This window comes from Paenibacillus sp. FSL R7-277, from assembly GCF_000517965.1.
Lineage (GTDB): Bacteria > Bacillota > Bacilli > Paenibacillales > Paenibacillaceae > Paenibacillus_AQ > Paenibacillus_AQ silagei.
Map to the genome: position 1 here is coordinate 264201 of NZ_ASPX01000009.1, position 19037 is coordinate 283237.

Genomic DNA, 19037 nt, shown 5'->3' on the forward strand with positions numbered 1-19037 from the left:
AAAGCACAAGCCAATGGTTTGCAGCTTGTTACGGATATATGGTGCGGAATCGGGATGGCCATATGATCGCTCTCTACAATAGTTACGGTGTAGGATAAATCTCAGTAAGCTTCGCTTTTTTCAACTTCTCCATGAGTGTATCTACGGCCTTCATTACCTCTTCTGGCTGATGGTGCGGAATCATATGCGCCGCTGTGGGCAGTACCTTAAGCTCAGCATGAGGTAGTGCGCGGTTAAGCTTAAAGCTACATAAGGCATAGACCTCGTCCTCGTAATCCGCCGGAACGGGCTCCGGCGCAAAGGTGGCCTTCATTATGCTCCGCACCATGATTTTGCCCACCAAGGGGAGCAAAATGTTCATCATCCCATGTCCCACAACAGGCATCATCACCAACCGGGAGAGGAGATCTCCCTTTTCAGCCGGATACCCTTCCTTATACATCCCGCCCGCCACCGTGACCACCCCTGCCACTTGATTGGGATATAAGGACGCATACGTCAACACCAATAGTGCGCAGTAACATCACCAACGCGATGATAACGATCATTGTCCTCACGCATAGTCCTGCAAACTTAGGCAAGCATTGCAGGGTATTTTTAAGATGGTTGCTGTATCCCAAGTAAATCATATATTCTCTTGCTTTAATGCATCAATAATATTCTCCTTTTTTATTTTAGCTCCGGAATAAACAACCGCAGAGCTGACAATGACAAATACACACACAATGACAGACAGAATGCTCATCCAGGGCAGGGTGAACCCATAGCTGAATTTGTTCGCAAATGCTTTATAGATCAGAACCATCACGGCGAAACTGACAGGAAGCCCATACAAGAGCGACTTGACCCCATAATAAACACTCTCATAGTTCAGCATTTTGGCAAACCCCTTTGGCGTCGCGCCTACGGATTTCAGCATCGCAAATTCCCGTTTGCGAAGAGCCAGCCCTGTTGAGATCGTATTAAAGATGTTCGCAACGGAAATCACAGAGATTAATACGATAAATCCGTAAGAAAAGACGTTCATCAGCAGAATCTGTTGTTCTTCTCTTATTCTGAATTGATATGCATTGTAGACATTCAGATGGGTCTCGTTCATCGCTTCAATTTCCTGCTGCGTTTTCACCGGTTCCGTGCTCTTCAAATGGAGGTACATCGGAGCGTTAGCCAGCTCCTCGCCGTCTGCCAGCCGCTTCATGACGCGTTCCGACACGATCATATTTAACCCGCCTACGCCTAACGGGCTCATCCCCATCGGTGCCTTATCCGTCAATGCGGCAATTATCACTTGATTTGTCTTCGCTTCTTCCCCGCTCGCTTTAAAAAAACTCGTTAGCTCGATAGGTTGTCCGATATTCGCATATATGGACTTCGTCTGAATATATTTCCCCGTATCTATATCTTTGTAATGAATCGTATCCATCACGATTGCGGCGGGATGATCCAGATCCGTAAGCTGTTCGTAATCTGCGTGAGCCGCTCTGGCATAGGCTTGCAGGCTCGAATCATTCAGTGCATAGAGCTTAATTTCGTAAGGGTATTTCCCGTCTTGCAGCATACTCCTATCCTGCTTAACCTTCTCCTGCAATTCGTCGGCGATGCTTGCTGCATCGACCCAAGCGTTCCTGACTATTTCATGACTCACGTTGTATTCCGTGACGCCATCCAGAGATACAAGCGATTGCATCAACCGCTCATCTAGTCTTTCGCCATTACTGGGCGACACTTCAATATCGTAATCGATGCCTTGCAGCGACAATGCCAGAGATTGTGTCAGGCCAGCCGTGAAAAACGATATCGTCAAAAACAAAACGATGCTGATGACAAGCGAAAAAAGAATAACATGATGTCTTCGTTTGTTCCTTTTTAAGTTTTTCAGCCCGATTTCGGCTTCGATTCCGAAGAGCTTACGAATGATCTCGGGCGTCTTCACTGCTTTGCCCGTAAGCTTTACGTCAGTGGTTTGGCGAATCGCGTCCATGGGAGATACCCTGGAGGCTTTAACCGCCGGGAGATACGCCGAAACGAAAATCGTCAGCATCGAAACAAGACAAGTCATCAAGAGCAATAACGGCGTGACGATCAGCCTCAGCTTTTCACTGGTCCATAATGCCCCTTCAATCATTGTGTTCATGAACGAGAAGGTGATTCCGATGCCGGCAAGACCGCATAAGATGCCAATAGGAATGCTGATCAAACCAATGATGATCCCTTCAAAGAATACGGAATTTCGCTTCTGCCTTTTCGTCGCCCCCACGCTCGCGAGCATCCCTAAATAGCGGGAACGTTCCGAGACGGATATCGCAAAGGCGTTATAGATGAGTCCAACCGAGCCAATGATAATGGTCCCCATAAGGATTGCCGATAATGAGAACATCATGCTGGATGAGGCTCCGCTGCTGGACAAGCCATAATAATGAAGCAAATCGTTATTATATTGGACAGTGTGAATTTGGTTTGTCTCAGCCAGCTTCTCCGCATGTGCGAACAAGAACGGATTGACCTGCTTCAAGACCACCGACGCATCGACCCGATCCTCTCCCCCGATGATTTGATCATCGACATAGCTAATGATCGTATAAGCCGGGGCCCAAGCCGTTTCCGACACCGGACGTTTAATGAAACCTACCACCGTATAATCCTTAATTACGCTATGCTGTAATGTCTCGGTCAATGTGCCGTCTTTCCTGCGCAGCGGTGCCGTCTGATCCAGGGGATGATCGCCCCCTTGTTCGAATCGGTCGCCGACGCGAAGCGTTAGACGGTCACCGATTTCGTACTTCACTTTGCCATTTGTTGCAACAGACTCGGAGATCACAATCTCCTTGTCCGTGTGCGGAAGACGTCCCTTGCTTATTTCAATCTGAAATTGTGTGAACCCTTGCTTATCATATTCCTTAATGAACAAGTACGGCTTATTGGAATTTTGTCCCCCTTCTAATGGGGCATACCCAAGGTCTCTTGTGATGGCAACCGTTTTGGTTGCATCATCGCCCTGTATCGCTGCAAGCTGTTTCTTGGTTATATCCTGATACTGAATATGCCACTCCCCTGTATCTGAGATCGTTTGTCTGATCATTAAATCTGCAAAGGAAAAAATAAGCGTAATGACAGCGGTCATCATGGATACCGAAATAATTACGCCAAAAATAGTCACAAGTGTTCGTCTCTTGTTCTGCTTCAGATGCCGGATGGTTAATGTGTTGACAATATTCATCGCCTGATCACCTCGTTTTTGGCAATCCTCCCATCTTCAATCGAAATGATTCGGTCGGCTTGCAGGGCAATCCGTTCGTCATGCGTGATTACGATCAGTGTCTGATGATACGTCTTATTCAGCATTTTCAATAAAACGATGATCTCGCTGCTATTCCTGCTGTCCAGATTCCCGGTGGGTTCGTCGGCCAGCATGATCGCAGGATTGCCGATGATCGCCCTGCCAATCGAGACACGCTGCTGCTGTCCACCGGATAGCTGATTCGGCAGATGGTTTAATCGATGCTGCAAATTCAGCGTATTCACAAGATCAGCCAATTGCTTTTGATCTACCTTTTGTTGATCCAGCAAGAGCGGCAGCGTAATATTCTCTTCCACCGTCAGGACGGGAATCAGATTGAAAAACTGGTAGATCAGCCCGATTTGCCTGCGTCTGAAGATAGCCAGCTGCGTTTCGTCCAAGGTATACATATCCGTATCCTGAACATACACTTTCCCGCCAGTCGGTCGATCCACACCGCCCAGCATATGAAGGAGTGTCGATTTCCCCGATCCGGAAGGTCCGATAATAGCGACGAATTCACCTTTTTGGACCGAAAAGGAAACATCATCAAGCGCCTTGACCGCCGATTCGCCTGTGCCGTATATTTTGGACAAATTTTCAATGGTTAAAATCTCCATTGCTATCCCTCCTTCCCTAGATGCTCAATTCCAGGTATACACCATCTCTCTATATCCAACATCCCAAAGGGTTTCATTCCCCTCAATTGTTATCTTAAGCTCATTAGCCCCGGTGAGATGAAGGATCCTATTATCCGGCTCATGGAGCTGATCTTTTGCAGATACAGACAGGAGCTCATTCCCGTCAACGGTAACCTTAAGGCTGCCCTGAAAATCCTTATGATCAGGAATTCCATAATTCAAGCTAAGATACAGTTCTCCCTTATTGTCTAGCGAATACGTATAGGTTTCCTTCTTTTTACCTTCGGTGCCATACACATTATACTTAGGTGTCACGTCTTGACCGCCAATCTTAAGACTGTCCTGTTTGATTCCCGTTAATCGATTTCCGGTGCTATCTTTCCATTCGTTGATCGCTACAAAAGGGGCCAACTCTTTGGTGAACACTTGATCAACTACTCCGAAGACCCCCCACACACCGAGCATTAATACAGCACTGGCAATTCCCGTAGCAGTGATATTTCTCCAGTAGTTTTTTGTACGGAAGCCAATCTTGTAGCCCCCGAATCCAATAGCAGCGCCCACTGAGTTCGTTATGACGTCGTTCATGTCAAAGCTGCCGAGGAATGTTAGGGCCTGGATGGTCTCCACCACAAGAATGGACAGGATAAACCCTGTCATGAAGCGAACAAAGCTGGTGCGGTATAACAACGGAAACAGTATGCCAAAAGGTATGAAGGCTGCAATATTTCCAATACCCACCAAGTCCATCAGTGTCGGATGCAGGAGATCGGAAAGACCCGGCACCCTAAAAAAGTCGTCCGGCAAAAAAATAAAGGTGTACTGACTGGTTTGATCTACAGTATCCGCTCTGCCGAAAGCAAAAAACATAAAATAAAGAATAATCAGGGTGTAGCCTATCGTGATAAAAAAAGTAATCTTGCGCTGCTGCTTCATTTGCATTTGCATGGTTGTACCTCCATCGTTCATCTGATGAATATCATTTTATCTGTCTAAAATGACTTTACAGTGACTTTGGAGGTGACAGTTCAGTCACTTACGGAGTGCTGTTAAATGACATGCTTATAAAATTTGATCCGAAACTCTGTACCGGTCCCGCTGTCGCTCGTTACATCAATCACGCCATTCTGGCTTGCAATGATGCTGTGGGCCATCGCAAGCCCTATACCGATGCTTCCTTCATTAGCATTCTTTCCTTTATAAAAACGTTTGAATATATAAGGCAAATCCTCTTTCGGAATGCCCCCTCCGTTGTCAGCAATAACGATTTCCGTAAATAGCACGTTGTCGGAAAATGTGATGGTAATCGCACCGCCCTCAGGTGTATGCTCCACTCCATTCTTCAAAATATTGATAACCGCTTCAGCAGTCCAATGGAAATCGCCGTCAAAAGAGACGTTATCATCCCCTATGATGGAAACGGTCTGGCCCTTAATATCCATCGGAATCATAACCGGCTCCAGTGCCTTTTGGATTAGGGTTTTCATGTGTATTCGATCTTTTTTGAACGGGATCGTTCCCGCATCCATTTTCGCTAGCTTTAATAAGGATGAAACAAGCCAATCAATCCGTTCAAGCTGAATGCGAATATGATGGGTGAACTCCGTTCTTTTGAGTGGAGGCAGATCAGGGGCGCTTAACAGATCTGCCATGACTGTCATAGAGGTGATCGGTGTTTTGAGTTGATGTGAAATATCGGAGATGGCATCGGTCAGTTGAAGCTTATCCTGCTGCAATAGCGAACGATGCTCGGAGAGCATGCGTGTCACCTTGTAAATATCATTCTTTAAGATGCTAAGCTCCCCTTCTTGATTATCGCGAGGGTCAAGGGAGGCCTGGCCGCTGCTAATCTCCCGCAAATAGACGGACAGCTTCTCTAGCTCGTAATATCTCCGTTTTGTGAATAATACAGCGGTGCCGGTAAGCAGCACGGATACAATAATAACCAGGGCTGCGGCGGCAGACGAAATGAAAGCAGCAATGACGATCGCCGATAAGCTGATTGAGCCCATGACGAGCAATAACAATAGATTTTCCCGATTGCGCAGCATCTAATCACCAACCTTATAGCCTAAACCGCGTACCGTTTTGATCAGAGCCGGCTGCTCCGGATTATCCTCCAGCTTTTCCCTTAGCCTTTTGATATAGACCGTTAACGTGTTGTCATTCACGAAGTCGCCCGCCACGTCCCAGATTTGCTCCAAGAGCTGATTCCTGGTGAGGACCTGTCCAACATGGTTGCCAAAGATCAGCAATAAGCGGTATTCCAAGGCGGTTAGCGAAATTTCGTCACTGTTTTTATATACTTTGCCCTCCAGCGTATGGATGCGCACATTGTCAATGTCGATGACCGCTCCGGCGTGGGACAGCTTCTGGTATCTCCGCAAGACGGATTTGATCCTGGAGAGAAGCTCGCGAACCCGAAAAGGCTTGGTAATGTAATCATCGGCTCCCATATCGAGCCCCATCACGACATTGACCTCATCATCAATCACCGTTAAGAAAATGACCGGAATATCCCGCCGTTCCTTCACCATCTTACATAATTCATACCCAGTCCCGTCTGGAAGCTGTAAATCGAACAGACACAAAGTGAACTGATCGATGTCTTCGGCGAGCACCTTTCGGGCTGAAGCGGCATTATGGCAGAGAACCGCCCGATAACCCTCTTGCTGCAGCGAATATTCCAGTCCCGACGCGATCGTCTTATCATCTTCAACCAATAATATTTTCATCTGAATGTCATCCTTATGATTGATTTTAGAACATTTAATGAATTCCACGGATTCGTTTCTTTATAGTGATAAATGCCGCCATATCCTCCGATTAGCAGCTGCCCTTCTTGCTCATTATAATCATTCTGATTTCTTCTAACCACATTCTCAAAATAGATTTCCTTAATTCCACAGCAATGATCCAATTAGTCTATAATAGTTAGGTAAAGGAATGAGGATTAAATGATAAAATCATTTTTAATGTTAGGTCAATCTAATATGGCAGGCCGTGGATTCTTGCATGAAGTCGACCCTATATATAATGAAAAAATCAAAATGCTGCGTAATGGACAGTGGCAGATGATGACAGAGCCGATTAATTATGACCGTCCGGTCTCCGGTGTAAGCCTGGCGGCGTCTTTCGCCGCTGCCTGGTCGAACGCCAATCCTAATGAAGAAATTGGTTTGATTCCTTGTGCAGAAGGCGGCAGTTCTTTGAATGATTGGCATCCGGAGGGCATCCTTTTTCAGCATGCTTTGTCCGAAGCCCGCTTCGCCCTGCGGTCCAGTCAAATCTGCGGAATTCTTTGGCACCAGGGTGAGAGCGACAGTTATCAATCGCTGCATGAAACGTATTACGAGAAATTAACCCTGATCATCGAGACCTTAAGAAACGAATTGAAGCTTGATGAGGTGCCGTTGATCATTGGCGGACTTGGTGATTTCCTTGGGAAGACTGGTTTTGGACAGCAAGCAACAGAGTATTTGCAGGTCAATGAACAATTGCAGCGCTTCGCTAACGAACAGCCAAATTGTTATTTTGTAACAGCGGCAGAGTTAACCGCGAATCCTGATGGAATTCATATAAACGCGGTATCGCAACGCAAATTCGGCTACCGCTATTTCGAAGCTTTTTCGAACAAGTGTCATGTCCTGGAGCCCCTCCGGGGAGAAGAGCAATCGCTGAAAGTGGAGCACGACTATTCAAAAACAGAACAGATCTACCTTCATAGCATGGATTTGGCTTTGGGTAAAATCACTTACGCCGAATTCGAGGCGCAGATGATGAAGGTTATGCAGCCCTGATCCCTTTCGCTTAAAGGGTCTATCGGCGAAAACAAAGGGCGGCCTTCCAGGCCGCCACTGTTGTTTATACTATGAATAGATAGGCTTGATTCATAATGATTCTTTATAGTAATTCCTTCAGTACATTTTTTGCCACACGTACCTTACAACTGAATAATATTCACTTCAAGCGATTCTGCAATCTTATGTAAATTCAATGCAACAATATGTTTTCAAACCATGCAATTTCATTGAGACAGGTTGGTGTAAGAATAGAGATGACAATTTAGTATGGTTAAATGAAGAATATGCTGATGACCAAGGGGGGGAAGCCAATCTTTTTGTAAGTGCCCGTGAATTGGCTTTTTGGGGCTATCTTCACCTGAACCGTGGACTCGTTAATGGACAACAGCTTGTTCCAAAAGAGGTTATAGAACAAGCTACAACCAATCAGAGCCCGGCAAATCTTGAAGATACATTGCCTAGGAATGGCTTCGCTTGGTGGATTCAGGATACGCCTAGAGCTATTTCTGAAATAGGAAATACACTCCCACCAGGGTCCTACCAAATGCTAGGACTAACTGGCTGTGCCTGTTTGGTTATTCCTGAACATCGGCTAGTCGCGGTTAGAATGTATAACCAAGTAGGTCCAAATCCACCGGGGTACGACTACTTGGAGGATATTAAAGCTTTTGGAGACAAAGTTTTATCGTGTTCTTTGAATTAATCATTAATTCCTCTGTTGCTTTGGCACTACTTATGATACGGTTCCCCGCGCTGTCTGTAACGGCAAGTTTTAGGGCCATCCTTGGCGGGATGACCCATTTCATGCTTTATTTGACGAAAAATAATACAGTTCCAAAATGATTCGTAAACCTCTTATAATCGGTAACCTCCCGCAACACGATAATGGTCGGGTATGAATTAACCTTGCGTTGGATCAGTCCCGCCAATATCTCCTTCTGTTCGGTACAGTAAAACTTCCCTTGATGATACTCAATGATAAGAGGCGGTAGAGCGGAATGATCTTCGGTTACATTCACATGGGAGTTACTGATATCGAATTCATCCCTTTGAATAAGACGCAATGGAAACTTTACGACCCCAAAATAGATTCGGTCTACAACGGCATTTTCTGTATGGACAGATGCGTTTTTAGAAAGCTGCCAGTAGCAGTACATCCACTCTTCAAGTATCCCGCCATTCGCATATTCCACAGCTGACTCAATAGTCGGGGCATATGCTGCGTAGTCAGCCTGTTTCTTCGAGTAAAGGATTTTTTTAATTGAATCCAAAGATAAGAAGTATTCGTCAGCAAGCTCCGACACGGTACGTCCATGAGCGTACTTGTTGCGAATCATACGATTTCTTCTCTGCAACTGCTCCCGGTAACCGGAGGCTGCACCCCAAGCTTTCTTTTCTTCTCCAGCGGGGATGTAAATAAGTTTACCTGAGGCGTACTTTTGAACTTCTCTCAATAGTTCCTCTGGAAGGATGTCACTGCCATTCTCATATTTCATGTTATCACCGTCTACAAAGCGTAAATTCGATCTTTTAGTTCGCTGATAGATTTCATCATACTTGTACACGATTCTGTATCGTCGATCGATGCGTGCCAGCGCAATCCATCTATCCCTTTATAATACGCCATACATAAGAACCTTTCCTTGAAGTCGGGAATGATGATTTTCCGATTCTTGCAGTACTCCATGAGAAGCTCCGGTATTCGCAGATAAGGCTTGTTTAAGTCCATGATTGCAAAATCGATCAGGCAGTCTCCAATGCCAGAGTAGCTCCAGTCGGGAAACCCCACCGTGGTTTTTCCATCCGTAATCATGTTGATGAAAAACGTAAAGTTATTTACTAAATAACGTCTGCCCTCGCAATAAGGAATTCGAGCCTCCATCTCTTTGTAGTACTGCTCAAAGAAATCCCGTTGCAAAACCGTCGTTCCGAACATCTCCCTCCAATTATACCAATACCCTTCTTTGTCTTCAGCAAACGTGTCGGTTAGAAAAGCTCTGCCACTCTCATATTCCGGTGTGCCATCCTCGTTGAACCGTCCGTAGCCCCCTATTCCCGATATGTCAGAACTATGAATTTCAAATAGAGTGTCAAATATCAGCTCGTGACAATCCTTGAATTGTTCGGGGCTTAATTGATTGGCCACGAACCCATTCGGGGTCATGTTGACCTTATCGGATAGCATGGACCGCAAAAAATCATCTTTACTCATCTTCTCATCTCCTTAACTTGATTCACAACTCACTGCCATCAGGTGCGCATCTGATATGTAAAATCATAGCATTGGATAGATTTAGGGAATAGGCAATCAATGGCTTAAAGCGACTTTACACAGGTTAAAGACTTGCCCCTACTTATAATATGTACTGAAGGCCGCCGAAGTAAATCGGCAGCCTTTGCAATTATGCATTCAGCTTCAGCTCTGCTTGCTCCTAAAATACTCTGCTGTTTCATGAATTTCATCATTTTCTGAGAATAATCCTCGATCAATAAATACTTTTAATAATTCTGGAGCTACCTCTCGTGTCACTTCTAGTAATCTAATGTATTGCCATTCGTCCGCCCAATCAATACTTCTATTAACAACTTCAGGATAGTATTGTGTCAACCACTTGAGTGGTATTTTCTTAATAGCATCTCTTGCTAAAGTAATTACAGTTATGTTCTGACTCTCGCAAGCATAATTAACAAGAACCCCCAGCACTTTCATTCCAATTTCAATTGGCATTTGGTCGAGGGTTTTTAGACTTTCATAGGCATCCGGGAGTACTTTGTCAAGCGCTTTGCGTAACTGTAACTCGTAGGGATCAACTAATTGGCTGTCCATTATTATTCACCTCCTGACGTTAAAGAAATACCGAACATTTTAAACGGATTCGTTTAACCATGTTTCCGTTCCCACCTTTGATGTTATTTTAGAATGTTTTTCTCCAAGTGTATATGAACCCAAAAAAGATAATACTCCGTAAAATTACTTTATTTAAAATCCTCCATTATTTTGTAATTCCAAAAAGCTCGCAAAAGTCCGTTTGCTCCATCTTCGCTGCTACGCGTGACCCCGCCTCAACCCAAGTCCTTCAAGGCTCCGTTCCAAGCCTGCTGCGGGATTTTCCGAAAAACTTGCCCCTACTTATGATACGGTTCACCGAAATGTTCCTTAAACTAAGATACCTCTACCGGAAATTGTCTACACTCTCATGCAGAAAGGCTTCCAGCTTACGCGGCTCTCTGCCGAGCAGGCGACTCACCGTGTCATTTGGACGTTCTGGAACCACCATAGACATGGATTGAATCTCCACAACGTGGTTCGCCAGCCAAGGAGGCATATGCCCGTGCTCGATAAGATTACGGAGTAGTTCTTCGGGTTCCATATTGATGTAACTTATTGGCCGATTGAGCAAGGCGGATAGTCGTTCCGCGATCTGAGGATAGCTGAAAAGCTCTGCACCCGTAAGCGTATATATTTGGCCTGTGACCTCAGGGTTAGTTAGAGCTTCTGCGGCAACATCTGCGATATCACGGCAGTCAATGAAGTTACACGGTGAATGGCCCATGGAGCCGAAGAAAACATTTTGAGTTGTAATCGTTGGTGCAAAGCGCATTAGATTTTGCATGAATGCATATGGGCGCAACACGGTGGAGGTAAGACCTGATTCCCTTAGCACTTTCTCAATTTCTTGATGCCAGCCCGCCACTGCTACTGGAGAGCTCTGCTCAAAGGCAGGGCTGGATATTTTCACGATGTGTTTGATTCCAGATTCGCCTGCAATCTGAATGATTGAAGTTTCCAATTCGATTTGTCTTGGACTGTTGGACATAGCGAGGAAGAGCTGGCTGGCACCTGTAAAGGCGCGGCGCAGCGATTCGGGGTCAGTAGCATCTGCCCATACGACCTCGATAGCCCACGACCCCTTTTCTCCGATCTGCTTACGCAACTTCTCTGGCTCTCTGCTCAGAGCCCTGACGGGCACGCCAAGATCAGCCAAACGTTCCACCAGCGCACTGCCTATCGTACCTGTTGCTCCCACAATAACTATCATTTTTTTCTTCTCCTTTTGGATGTCAAATGGGTTGTGGCGGCAAGACGCCACCGCCATGTCACTATCGTGCTGGCTATGAATCCAGACAACGGGAAATCGATCCAGGCGCGATCGACCCAGGCCATGTGATGGCCCGGTATCATAAGTTCTAGTACACCAGATGTCACCCATGCCGCGCATAGGCCAAACAAGGACCCGGCTATTGCGAACCCTCCTACCACAACCAAGCGAGGTGCACCTGTGACCCATCGCATATGGCCCACTCGGCTGCGCAACAAAAGGCCAATTATCAAGGCCATCAAGGCCGATGCACCGCCGATTGTGGTTAATGCTCCGATTTGAAGCCCCCTATCAGAAGTAACCAATCCCCCAATACCTGCCATGATGGCAGGAGCAGCATAGGCCATTACAACTTCACGCCATAGTGCAAAGGGCTTTTTCCTGGAACCCACAGTCTTGATACCGTAAGCATCATCTGTTGGATTCGGGTATTTCATCTGGTTCATTTCGTTGCCCCTTCTTTCTCTGAGATCATTCAGTCGAGTGCTTTCAGCGAGATATAATTAGGAACCTAACTATATAGGAGTAAAAATAGGCTAGCATTACTAGCCCATTCTACTCATTACTGATGTTTCACTTTGGCTTCGAGCCTGGTTCCTCCGTAAGTGCAGAGATGCCTTGTGTAACCCGGCCCAGCAAGTCGAGGAATACGCTGCGCTCGTCTATACTGAGTAAGCCCACCGTGGCCTCCAGCCAAGCGAAATGCTCCGGAGCCATTTCACGTAGCTTCTTCGCTCCTTCTTCCGTCAAAATAACCGATCTCTGGCGGCCATCCTTTGAGCTTAACCGCCTAGATACTAGGCCATCTCGTTCAAGAATGTCGATCAGACCAGTCACTGTAGCACGTGTAACGCCTAGATGCTCTGCTAATTGCGAAGGCAACTCTTCTCCTTCGTTATCCTCAAGATCTGCCAATACACGATATCGGCCTGTTGATAAGCCGAATCTGGAGAAATGAATCTCCGAGGCCTGACCAAGCTGGGCTCCCGCTGCCATTAGCCTAGATGCGACGAGTATAGCCTGTGCGTCTATGTCTAGGTTATAGCGATCAATCTGACGCTGGGATTGTACAAGGGAGGGAATAGCCTCCATGTCATTTATTTTTCTATCGTTTTTCATAGATGTAGTATGGCACCTAATTACTTTTGTGTCAACCAGCTATCTTTAATTCATGTCGTCTGCAATCCGCTCATGCGCTTTTTGACCACTGATCTCGACAGGAATGATCGCATCAGCATCACTGTCAACACCCCTGGAAAATGGATATTGAGTATTTTATGAATACTGACTTATAGTCTTCTCCAGCAACCCTCTGACGGATTCCTGCAATTCCCTTGGAGAGACCACCTTTACTTCCGGTCCGTATGCAAGCAGCTTCTGCGCCGTGAACGGGAACTCTTCCACAGGAATATAGCCGCGCCATTCCCTGTCCAGAACTGAAGCGAATAACCGGTCCGACTCCGCCATCCTTACGCCCATATCCGTAAAATGTAATATGACTTCGGTGCTATCCCTGGTCTCCCCGGCCTTCATCCATGCTGCGAGCGTCGGAAGTGAATCCTCTATTCGGTGAGGCCCTTCCTCCAGCTGCTCCATCCGATCAACCCGATACAGGCGAATCTCACCCTGCTTGCTGGCGGGCATATACCAATACCCTTGTTCATAATAAATCCCGAGCGGATAGACCTGCACATTCTTCTTGCCGCTGCGGGAATGATAAGCAAATGTAATCTCTCTCTTCTCCACGGCTGCACCTAACACCTGGGTCGTTAACGGCGCTGGGCGTATCGAAGAGTGCTGAAGAACGGCAAGATGCTGCTTCGAACGCCTAATCAGATCCCGCACATCATCCGGCAATCCGGAATAATACTGATCTGCCAGTTGAGCCCGGATGATTCCATAGGGAAAGTCCGGAATATGCTCCAAATATTCAATCATCAGGAACAATCCCAACGCCTCGTGCTGTGTTAATTGAAGGGGCGGCAAAATCCGGTTCGGCAGCACCCGGTACCCCCCGTGTATGCCTACCTCCGAATACAGAGGAAGCCCCATCTGCTGCAGATAATCCAGATCACGTTGGATCGTCCTTAGCGATACTCCGAATCGTTCCGCCAGCTGGCGGGCCGTAAATTTGGTCCTTGAATCCAATGTCCGCATAATTTCCAGTCTTCGATTAATCAATGGCTTCACCTAACTACGTCATATTTTGTCATAGTTCTAGTGTATCATTAAATCTAGAAGGGAGCGATTAACAATGTCAAAACATAAAGTTGTGCTGTACATCGCTATGAGTCTGGATGGTTACATTGCAAGACCCGATGGCTCTGTCGATTGGCTGTATGAGATCGAAGGAAATGGAGGGGATAACGGGTATAGTGAATTCTATGGAACTGTGGGAAGCGTAGTGATGGGGCGAAATACTTATGAAGAGGTGCTGAAGCTAGCCGATGAATTCCCCTATGCAGATAAACCGGCTTTTGTCCTTACGCGTTCCGGGCACCCCCCTGCGCCACATGTTGTTTTTACAGGCGAATCCATTGACCGGCTTATCCCCCGGTTACAGCAAACCTCAGAAGGCAAGGTCTGGATGGTAGGCGGTGGATTGCTTGTCCAGAGCGTCCTGAAGCTGCAATTGCTGGATGAGCTCCAAATTGCGCTTATTCCCACCCTTCTGGGAGAAGGCATCCCCTTATTCCCTGCCGGAACAGCGCCAGAGAATCTAACTTTAACCCATTCCGAGCGAATGGGTCAGATCGTGATGCTTCATTATCAAACACTTCGGTCATAATCTCCATGATCGAGGGGTAGTTATGATACGGTTCACCGTAACACTCTAACAGCGAAATTAAAGAGCATTCGTGTGGGTGCCCTTTAATTGTCGTATAAATTCGAATTTCAACGTTGGTTGGAGTTCAATAAAACAGCGGCAGGCTAGGACTATGTCCTCTATTTGTTCTTCACCGCTTTAACCAAGCTCTCGATAAACTGGATAGGAAGGAGGGTATCCTGGGGATTCCCGGTAGCAGCCGAGTTCACGACGATCACTAGATTCAGGTCGGGTACGAGGGTCAGATATTGGCCGGCATAACCCATACCGAAAACTGCCTTGTGCCCGCGGTACTGATTCATCCACCAATGGTGGCCATATTCGCCGAAAGACACATTCCCCTCCGAATGCCGAGAGGTCGATTCCCGGATCCATGCTTCCGAGACGATGCGCTTGCCATCCCATACGCCACGGTTAAGCACCAATTGGCCAATCTTGGCCAGATCCCTTGGCTTCATCTTCAGGCCGAAGCCCCCTGAATTCGAATCGTCCGGTGAACGGGGCCACTTCACGCTATCAATTCCGAGAGGACCCAACAGATGCTCCTTGGCAAAATCGAGTTCGGATTGCCCAGTCGTTTTCCTGAGAATCGCCGCCATTAATTGGGAACCGCCTGTATTGTAGTTCCATATTTCACCTGGCCTAGAATCCATCGGTTGGCTGAGTACAAATTGGTTCCAGTCCTTGGTCTCCGTCATAGGCTGGATCATATAATTCCAATCAGTCCATTCCGGGAAATGCAAGCCACTTGTCATGCTGAGCAAGTGCTCTAATGTAATGGATCTCTTATCGGGTGAATCGAACAACTCCTTATATTCGGGGAAAAATGACTCTATCGGCTCATTTATTCCTTTCAGATAACCTTTGTCGATAGCTATCCCGATCAAGAGCGATGTCACGCTCTTGGTGATCGAGTTTATAGCCAGCTTGGAATCCGACATGCCATCCTTGTAATACTCGGAGACAATTGTGCCGTCCTTAACAACTAGCATGGAGAGAACCGGCGATTCCTTGGCATATTTCATCACTGCTTCGACTTCCTTGGGATCCATCTCAACCTGCTCTGGAGTGCCGATCGGCCACTCCCCGTTGGGCAAGTTGATCACCTTGGAGTTGCCGGGGGACATCACAGGGGCTAAGGACTTTTCGGAAGAGCAAGCGGACATGGTAAGGATCAGGCTAGCTGCCCCTGCCAACATGGCCAGCTTGGCATAACGGAATAATTCGGTCATACATTAACACACCCTTTAAGGTTATTATTCTTGCTTCCCTTATGGTAGTGTAATGGGCGCGTAGCATCTTCCAATTTCTTGCTACCCGATTAACAATTCTTGCTATACTAGAGATAGGATTGAATCAATAATGAAAATAAGGGGGGACGGTGAAACGGATGGTGGTAGCTAAAGCGTTGGAATTGGAATACCGATACCGGGTCAACCATGTCGTCAACTACATGGAGGAGCATCTTACGGAGCCTTTAACCCTTAAAGAAGTGTCGGACGTGGCCGCCTTCTCCCCCTTTCACTTCCATCGGGTGTTCAAAGTGGTGATGGGCGAGAACGTGCACGGGTTTACCCGGCGGATCCGCATCGAGAAGGCAATCAAGCTACTGTTGTTCCACCCAAACCGGAGCATAACTGATATCGCCTTGGATTGTGGTCTGCAAACCCCGGCCCACTTTTGCAGAGTGTTCCGTGAGCATACCGGGCTGAGCGCTTCCGAATGCCGGGACAGGTTTCCTCTCCAGACGATTGCGGAACGGTTCAGGGCCCGATTAACCTTTGAAAAGTCCACCGAACTGTCCCGCAAGCTGGCGGATCTCCCGATTGAGATTCGGAACCTTACTCCAATGAATGCTATCTACGCCCGGTATAGGGGAACCATCAATGAAGGAGAAATCAATTCGGAGATTAAAGGGCTCTTTGAGCGGTTAGCCTCGTGGTTGGACGCGAGAGAAGCACTGAAAAAAGGATGTTTGACGGTCGGACTCATCCTCGACGACCCTTTCATCACGCCGGATGGCAGACACAGGTATGATGCCTGCATTACAACGGAGCAACAGATGACGCCGACTGGCGATCTGGGCATCCGGACGATTCCTGGAGGCAAGTACGCCATGGTGCGGATTTTAACAGACAGACAGGATATAGCGAAAGATTTGCTGCACCTGGTCTCCATCGAGTGGCTTCCCCTAAGCCCGTATATATGGGACGTTTCACGTCCGGCCCTGGAGATTCACTTCCCGAACTCCCTTCACCATCCGGATGGACAGTGCGAAATGGAATTCGGCATCCCGATCAAACTAAATGAAGCAAGCTTCTGGTAGCTGAACGCCCTCTCTCTTCAAAAGTTTTAAGGCCATCCTGTACGGGATGGCCTTGTATCATTTACCGGTTCAACTTTGACTTTATCGGAAGTAGTAAATCCAATTGTACCACCTTGTCGATTTCCTCATTGCTTAAATGATACTGGTTGATGTAATTCAAATGCTCTTCCTTTGAACCATACATACAATCGGGATCTCCCCAGTTCGGTTCATACTCCTCATGGTGCTCGACCCACTCGGTCAACCATCCCCATTCCTCGAAGTTGCCCATGGGAATCATGTGAGCTGCGTATAAGCCACCGGTAAAATGCTTCTTCACGAACGGTTCACGTACCTCTAGATCATCAGGTATCGTTACCCATCTCTCGTACCCATGGTCCGATCCATCCGGTTGGACTCCATTCGGATGATTAAATCCATAATGCCGCAGATCAGGCTTGAGTTGGGCCAGCTTCGTGTCCATCATAAACTTTTGCAACTCCATCCCCGTTTCATACTCCGGTGATTTTCCAATTACTTGGATCGAAGCCACTGGTGAAGGCGGAAGGTAAACAATCCGTACATCCTTAAGCGTGGATAAATGTTGATCTGCCTTGATCAAATCGTTCATGGATAGGTCCTCCTTGAGATTACTTTTGGATAACGGAAGGGCTTCAACGATCTGTAGCAGAGTTTTATCCATCCAGACTCCCGGGTTCAGCTTCACTTCGGCATGGAGCTTGAGTTGATCTACCAAGTTTTGCAGTACATTGTGAATGACAGACAATGCCGTCATTTCGCTGGATAGTTCATAGATCTTTTCTTGGAACACAGCAAGTGCGATCCTGGACTCATCACTCTGCAGAATCCTTTGAATTTCCTTCAACGGAATTCTCAGCTTTCTTAGAACTAAAATCTGTTCTAATCTTACCAATGAACTCTCCTCATACGTGCGGTAAGCATATCCCTCCTTCTTCACACTTTTAAGCAGCCCGATCTGCTCATAGTATCGAAGCATTCTTGTGGAAACCGGATAGTTTTTGGTAACCTCGCTAATGCTAGTTACAGCGACAAATTTCTTTATTAAAGATATTTATTTTGTTACGCCTAGATAGCCTTGGTCTTACGGCAGCTCGGATAATTACTGCAGCCCCAGAATGCTGCGCCTTCCTTGTTTTTACGCTGAACCATTGGAGCGCCGCATGCGCAGGTTACATCTTTGACTGTAGAATTAACGGCCCTTTTCGGTTTGGCTTTAGTTTTAACAGGTTGCCATTTCCCCCAAGACCGCAGCTTGTTCTCGACAAGACCACCATGCCAGTAATCAACCTTGAATTGCTCCGCCTCCCGCTTCGCATCGGCTGTAAGATCGGACGTAGTGACCAGCAAAGACAGGATGCAGTCATGATTTCTTTTAGCACCTACCAGCTCGCGGACAGTCATTACCTGGACTTTATTGTGTTCAGCATAACATTTGGCTTGAACCGCAGTTTTCTCGCCGCGTTTATCGACAATGACCAGGTCTACACCACCGTCCTTGCCTCCTACGCCTACTTCTTTAACACTATAGCCTTGATCCCTGAAGTACAGAGACAACAACCGCTCAAACTCAGCACCGTTGATTCTGTCCAAAGGTGTTCTTAAAAGCACATCGTCAGGTCTGCACGTTGTTGAAGAACGGTTAAAGGTTATTTTCGCACTTTTATTATTGCTTTTCTTAACAGCGGGTTTCCGCTTGCCAGTACTGCGTCCTCTCTTCTTAGTCCCCTGCATCATCCCAGTTAAGATGGATAATACGATAATAACTACTATAAATCCGATAAATGATGTCATGGCTGCTCCTCAGTAAATTAATAAAATTATTAGAAAACCAAATTTCAACATTAATCATAAAATAAGAACTATACTTAAGCTACAGCAAAACGCACAAGCAAGTGGCTTGTGCGTTTGTTTTTAATGACATCAGCCTTGTGAAGCCTGTGCGCAGCAGGTCAGGGAAGCCGTGAAAGATCATGCGTAACGAAAAGGAGAGCGCCTGTGATGGACGTTCTCCTTTGTCATTGGCTTGGTGGAGCTTGTGTGAG

Annotated in this window: 20 protein-coding genes; 4 read left to right on the forward strand and 16 right to left on the reverse strand. The window is 46.7% G+C overall.

Annotation, left to right across the window (positions count from 1 at the left end):
• Nucleotides 1-82 precede the first annotated feature (82 nt).
• The 6 genes from C173_RS05280 to C173_RS05305 all read right to left on the reverse strand — a co-directional run bounded on the left by C173_RS05280 (nt 83) and on the right by C173_RS05305 (nt 6653).
• Nucleotides 83-472 (reverse strand): alpha/beta fold hydrolase, encoded by a 390-nt coding sequence (locus tag C173_RS05280; protein WP_235191785.1) that lies wholly within the window; start codon nt 470-472, stop codon nt 83-85.
• Between the two features lie 153 nt (nt 473-625).
• Complete coding sequence (locus C173_RS05285) at nt 626-3217, reverse strand: ABC transporter permease (protein ID WP_036723021.1); 2592 nt, start codon at nt 3215-3217, stop codon at nt 626-628.
• Nucleotides 3214-3897, reverse strand: a complete 684-nt coding sequence (locus C173_RS05290) for an ABC transporter ATP-binding protein (RefSeq protein ID WP_036723022.1) — start codon at nt 3895-3897, stop codon at nt 3214-3216. Before C173_RS05290 ends, C173_RS05285 begins: the two co-directional genes overlap by 4 nt.
• Before the next feature lie 24 nt (nt 3898-3921).
• Nucleotides 3922-4860 (reverse strand): VanZ family protein, encoded by a 939-nt coding sequence (locus tag C173_RS05295; protein WP_036723099.1) that lies wholly within the window; start codon nt 4858-4860, stop codon nt 3922-3924.
• 107 nt (nt 4861-4967) lie between these two features.
• Nucleotides 4968-5969: a sensor histidine kinase gene (locus C173_RS05300; protein ID WP_036723024.1), complete on the reverse strand. Its 1002-nt coding sequence runs from the start codon at nt 5967-5969 to the stop codon at nt 4968-4970.
• On the reverse strand, nt 5970-6653 hold the full coding sequence (locus C173_RS05305) for a response regulator transcription factor (protein ID WP_036723026.1): 684 nt from the start codon (nt 6651-6653) through the stop codon (nt 5970-5972).
• A 222-nt stretch (nt 6654-6875) separates the two neighbouring features.
• On the opposite strand from C173_RS05305, the gene C173_RS05310 reads away from it, so the two are divergent.
• A complete protein-coding gene (locus C173_RS05310; RefSeq protein ID WP_036723030.1) occupies nt 6876-7718 on the forward strand; it encodes a sialate O-acetylesterase in 843 nt (280 codons plus the stop codon).
• A gap of 175 nt (nt 7719-7893) precedes the next feature.
• Complete coding sequence (locus C173_RS33535) at nt 7894-8424, forward strand: serine hydrolase (RefSeq protein ID WP_268748433.1); 531 nt, start codon at nt 7894-7896, stop codon at nt 8422-8424.
• A gap of 106 nt (nt 8425-8530) precedes the next feature.
• Here the strand turns inward: C173_RS33535 and C173_RS35615 are convergent, their stop codons facing one another.
• The 7 genes from C173_RS35615 to C173_RS05345 form a co-directional block, all read right to left on the reverse strand.
• The gene (locus C173_RS35615) at nt 8531-9217 is read right to left on the reverse strand and encodes a CD3324 family protein (protein WP_063830878.1); all 687 of its coding nucleotides are present in this window, start codon (nt 9215-9217) and stop codon (nt 8531-8533) included.
• 11 nt (nt 9218-9228) lie between these two features.
• Nucleotides 9229-9933 carry a hypothetical protein gene (locus C173_RS05320; protein WP_036723033.1) on the reverse strand — a complete coding sequence of 235 codons (705 nt, stop codon included), beginning with the start codon at nt 9931-9933 and terminating at the stop codon, nt 9229-9231.
• Nucleotides 9934-10137: 204 nt separating this feature from the next.
• Nucleotides 10138-10548: a hypothetical protein gene (locus tag C173_RS05325; protein WP_036723034.1), complete on the reverse strand. Its 411-nt coding sequence runs from the start codon at nt 10546-10548 to the stop codon at nt 10138-10140.
• Nucleotides 10549-10894: 346 nt separating this feature from the next.
• Nucleotides 10895-11761, reverse strand: coding sequence for an SDR family oxidoreductase (locus C173_RS05330; RefSeq protein WP_036723035.1), 867 nt, complete (start codon nt 11759-11761; stop codon nt 10895-10897).
• Nucleotides 11758-12267 (reverse strand): hypothetical protein, encoded by a 510-nt coding sequence (locus C173_RS05335; RefSeq protein ID WP_200869511.1) that lies wholly within the window; start codon nt 12265-12267, stop codon nt 11758-11760. The genes C173_RS05330 and C173_RS05335 overlap by 4 nt, the downstream gene beginning before the upstream one ends.
• Before the next feature lie 127 nt (nt 12268-12394).
• The gene (locus C173_RS05340) at nt 12395-12940 is read right to left on the reverse strand and encodes a MarR family winged helix-turn-helix transcriptional regulator (RefSeq protein ID WP_036723037.1); all 546 of its coding nucleotides are present in this window, start codon (nt 12938-12940) and stop codon (nt 12395-12397) included.
• A 156-nt stretch (nt 12941-13096) separates the two neighbouring features.
• A complete protein-coding gene (locus C173_RS05345) occupies nt 13097-14011 on the reverse strand; it encodes a helix-turn-helix transcriptional regulator (protein WP_327196430.1) in 915 nt (304 codons plus the stop codon).
• Nucleotides 14012-14075: 64 nt separating this feature from the next.
• Between C173_RS05345 and C173_RS05350 the strand changes: the two genes are divergently transcribed.
• Entirely contained in the window at nt 14076-14609 is a 534-nt protein-coding gene (locus C173_RS05350; RefSeq protein ID WP_036723039.1) for a dihydrofolate reductase family protein, read from the forward strand.
• 158 nt (nt 14610-14767) lie between these two features.
• On the opposite strand, the gene C173_RS05355 is transcribed toward C173_RS05350, so the two are convergent.
• Nucleotides 14768-15814, reverse strand: a complete 1047-nt coding sequence (locus C173_RS05355; RefSeq protein ID WP_235191786.1) for a serine hydrolase domain-containing protein — start codon at nt 15812-15814, stop codon at nt 14768-14770.
• Between the two features lie 224 nt (nt 15815-16038).
• On the opposite strand from C173_RS05355, the gene C173_RS05360 reads away from it, so the two are divergent.
• Complete coding sequence (locus tag C173_RS05360; RefSeq protein WP_036723041.1) at nt 16039-16974, forward strand: AraC family transcriptional regulator; 936 nt, start codon at nt 16039-16041, stop codon at nt 16972-16974.
• Between the two features lie 61 nt (nt 16975-17035).
• Here C173_RS05360 and C173_RS05365 read toward each other — a convergent pair whose 3' ends face one another.
• Nucleotides 17036-18046, reverse strand: a complete 1011-nt coding sequence (locus C173_RS05365; RefSeq protein WP_327196431.1) for an effector binding domain-containing protein — start codon at nt 18044-18046, stop codon at nt 17036-17038.
• A gap of 14 nt (nt 18047-18060) precedes the next feature.
• Nucleotides 18061-18786, reverse strand: coding sequence for a restriction endonuclease (locus tag C173_RS05370; protein ID WP_036723043.1), 726 nt, complete (start codon nt 18784-18786; stop codon nt 18061-18063).
• Nucleotides 18787-19037 lie beyond the last annotated feature (251 nt).

Bases quoted from the DNA above. Each gene is read 5' to 3' on its own strand.
- C173_RS05290 (WP_036723022.1), bottom strand. From the start codon at position 3,897: ATGGAGATTTTAACCATTGAAAATTTGTCCAAAATATACGGCACAGGC.
- C173_RS05295 (WP_036723099.1), bottom strand. From the start codon at position 4,860: ATGCAAATGAAGCAGCAGCGCAAGATTACTTTTTTTATCACGATAGGC.
- C173_RS05350 (WP_036723039.1), top strand. From the start codon at position 14,076: ATGTCAAAACATAAAGTTGTGCTGTACATCGCTATGAGTCTGGATGGT.
- C173_RS05330 (WP_036723035.1), bottom strand. From the start codon at position 11,761: ATGATAGTTATTGTGGGAGCAACAGGTACGATAGGCAGTGCGCTGGTG.
- C173_RS05300 (WP_036723024.1), bottom strand. From the start codon at position 5,969: ATGCTGCGCAATCGGGAAAATCTATTGTTATTGCTCGTCATGGGCTCA.
- C173_RS05310 (WP_036723030.1), top strand. From the start codon at position 6,876: ATGATAAAATCATTTTTAATGTTAGGTCAATCTAATATGGCAGGCCGT.
- C173_RS05360 (WP_036723041.1), top strand. From the start codon at position 16,039: ATGGTGGTAGCTAAAGCGTTGGAATTGGAATACCGATACCGGGTCAAC.
- C173_RS05325 (WP_036723034.1), bottom strand. From the start codon at position 10,548: ATGGACAGCCAATTAGTTGATCCCTACGAGTTACAGTTACGCAAAGCG.
- C173_RS35615 (WP_063830878.1), bottom strand. From the start codon at position 9,217: ATGAAATATGAGAATGGCAGTGACATCCTTCCAGAGGAACTATTGAGA.
- C173_RS05340 (WP_036723037.1), bottom strand. From the start codon at position 12,940: ATGAAAAACGATAGAAAAATAAATGACATGGAGGCTATTCCCTCCCTT.
- C173_RS05335 (WP_200869511.1), bottom strand. From the start codon at position 12,267: ATGAACCAGATGAAATACCCGAATCCAACAGATGATGCTTACGGTATC.
- C173_RS05320 (WP_036723033.1), bottom strand. From the start codon at position 9,933: ATGAGTAAAGATGATTTTTTGCGGTCCATGCTATCCGATAAGGTCAAC.
- C173_RS05370 (WP_036723043.1), bottom strand. From the start codon at position 18,786: ATGACATCATTTATCGGATTTATAGTAGTTATTATCGTATTATCCATC.
- C173_RS05285 (WP_036723021.1), bottom strand. From the start codon at position 3,217: ATGAATATTGTCAACACATTAACCATCCGGCATCTGAAGCAGAACAAG.
- C173_RS05305 (WP_036723026.1), bottom strand. From the start codon at position 6,653: ATGAAAATATTATTGGTTGAAGATGATAAGACGATCGCGTCGGGACTG.
- C173_RS05355 (WP_235191786.1), bottom strand. From the start codon at position 15,814: ATGTCCGCTTGCTCTTCCGAAAAGTCCTTAGCCCCTGTGATGTCCCCC.